Source organism: Nostoc sp. (assembly GCF_035638895.1).
Classification (GTDB): domain Bacteria; phylum Cyanobacteriota; class Cyanobacteriia; order Cyanobacteriales; family Nostocaceae; genus Nostoc.
Map to the genome: position 1 here is coordinate 1 of NZ_DASQZC010000525.1, position 1,737 is coordinate 1,737.

A 1,737-nucleotide genomic window follows, 5' to 3' on the forward strand; every position below is an offset into this window, starting at 1 on the left:
TGTGCTATAGCTTCTTCAATTGGTCGTCGTTTCTCCATAGGAGTACAACGCTCGTACATCAGGCGCAAGGTTTCTACTGAATGACCCATTGCGTAAGCCAGCGACCTCAATTCAATATCAGACAAACCAACTTGAAGACCCCAAGTCGCCCAAACATAACGCATCATGTGCGGTGAGATGCGTTTTTTAAGAAAACGGTGGGAGATAGTTTCAAAAATTCTAGCAAAGGAAGAAGCGGTAGCTGGTATCCCATGTTTTGGCACTACAAACACATATCCCCAAGCCCAAAATGTTGACTCACTGTTACTTGGCAGGCAACAAGCATCCATTGGATTAAATTCCATCCGTCCACTGCTTAACCACCTGCCTCGACGACCTTGGCTCTCTGGCTGCCACCAATCATATAATAGTGTGTTTTTATACCCTTTATTTGTCCAGTATCCATATAAAAATCGCTCGACATAATCGTAAAAACAATGCCCATCGTCAAATTCACGATTAGGGATAATAATTGACTGCCCCCCATATTTTTTCATCGTTTTATATTTGTTTGTGGAGAGTACCCAAATTCCTTTTGGGTAGTACTGATTGTCGTGGTTATAGGTAAAGTGAAGGTAATTATCCGCCACCATCCCATTTCTGCCACGTTCGCGTTGATTATCTGGAGGCAGAGGTTGATATAGCCCATCGGGTGGAATATCTGTTGGTCTTTCAATTGGACAGGATAATGCAATTTTCAACTTTCGATATTCTTCTTGGCGTCGAGCCGGTAAATAAGCCAACAATGCCCACTTCAAATAGCTTTGAAAACTGGTGGCAATTGAAAAGCTCGGACGGAAGTCCCCCCGTTGATTTCTGGGTCTGCACTCGCAGCGCAACGGTTCAACAATACGCTCTTGAATTACCTGTAGTGCTGTCTGCCCAAAAGGGACATCTGGCCACCTTTTATTCCAATCAGAAACAGAATGCTTGTTATTACGCCATTGCTCTAATTCTAGTGATACTTCTTTGAAGCGATTATCAATCGTGCTAAAAAGAGGAATTGCTCGATAATCCGAATCGGTTTCAACTTCTTGTGCATACAAGAACTTGGCAATTGTGACAATAGTATTCAGCTTGCCCATCTGTGTATGTGGGCTAACAGAGGAGTTAAAATCTTTCAAAAATTGAAAGTAACTACACAGAAATTGTTCCAGAGCTTTTTTGTGAGACTTCCACAGTTTCTTCTGCTGTGAAACTGTCAAACCCTCTAACTTTTCTTCTGTAATTAGGGGAACAATTAATTCCAAACTTAACTGCTCAAGTGGCACTTTTTGGAAGCGATGAAGAAAACCCAAAAACAGCCTAATATTTTTCATATATTCATCGGCTGTTGACTTTTCTACTGATTGAAGGATTCTTCCCGGCCAATAAGGTTCTGTCAAATATGCATGCAATTCATTTAGTTTGGCTCGGAGAACTGGTGGTGTTTCTTGAGGTTTGAGAATATATTTGCGATAAGTGCCAATCCGTTCTGTAAGTTTACTATTTGAAGTAGGTCCATGCTGAGTTCGCATAAATGGACTGCACTCTGATTTGAGTTTAGCTTTACGAGAACCAGGCCACCAAATCTGTTGTGCTGCCCATTTTAAAAATTGTTCAAGCCGACTGCCGTAAGTATTACGACTATGCTTAGAGACATTGTTCTTTTCAAAAGCCGACTGTAGTGCCTGCCGCATCTGAAGTAGTTTCTTAATC

1 protein-coding gene is annotated in these 1,737 nt (G+C 41.6%); it reads right to left on the reverse strand.

Annotated elements, in window-relative coordinates:
- A partial coding sequence (locus tag VE944_RS26055; protein WP_324983982.1) for a hypothetical protein occupies nt 1–1,718 on the reverse strand: 1,718 nt, incomplete at its 3' end.
- Between the last annotated feature and the right edge of the window lie 19 nt (nt 1,719–1,737).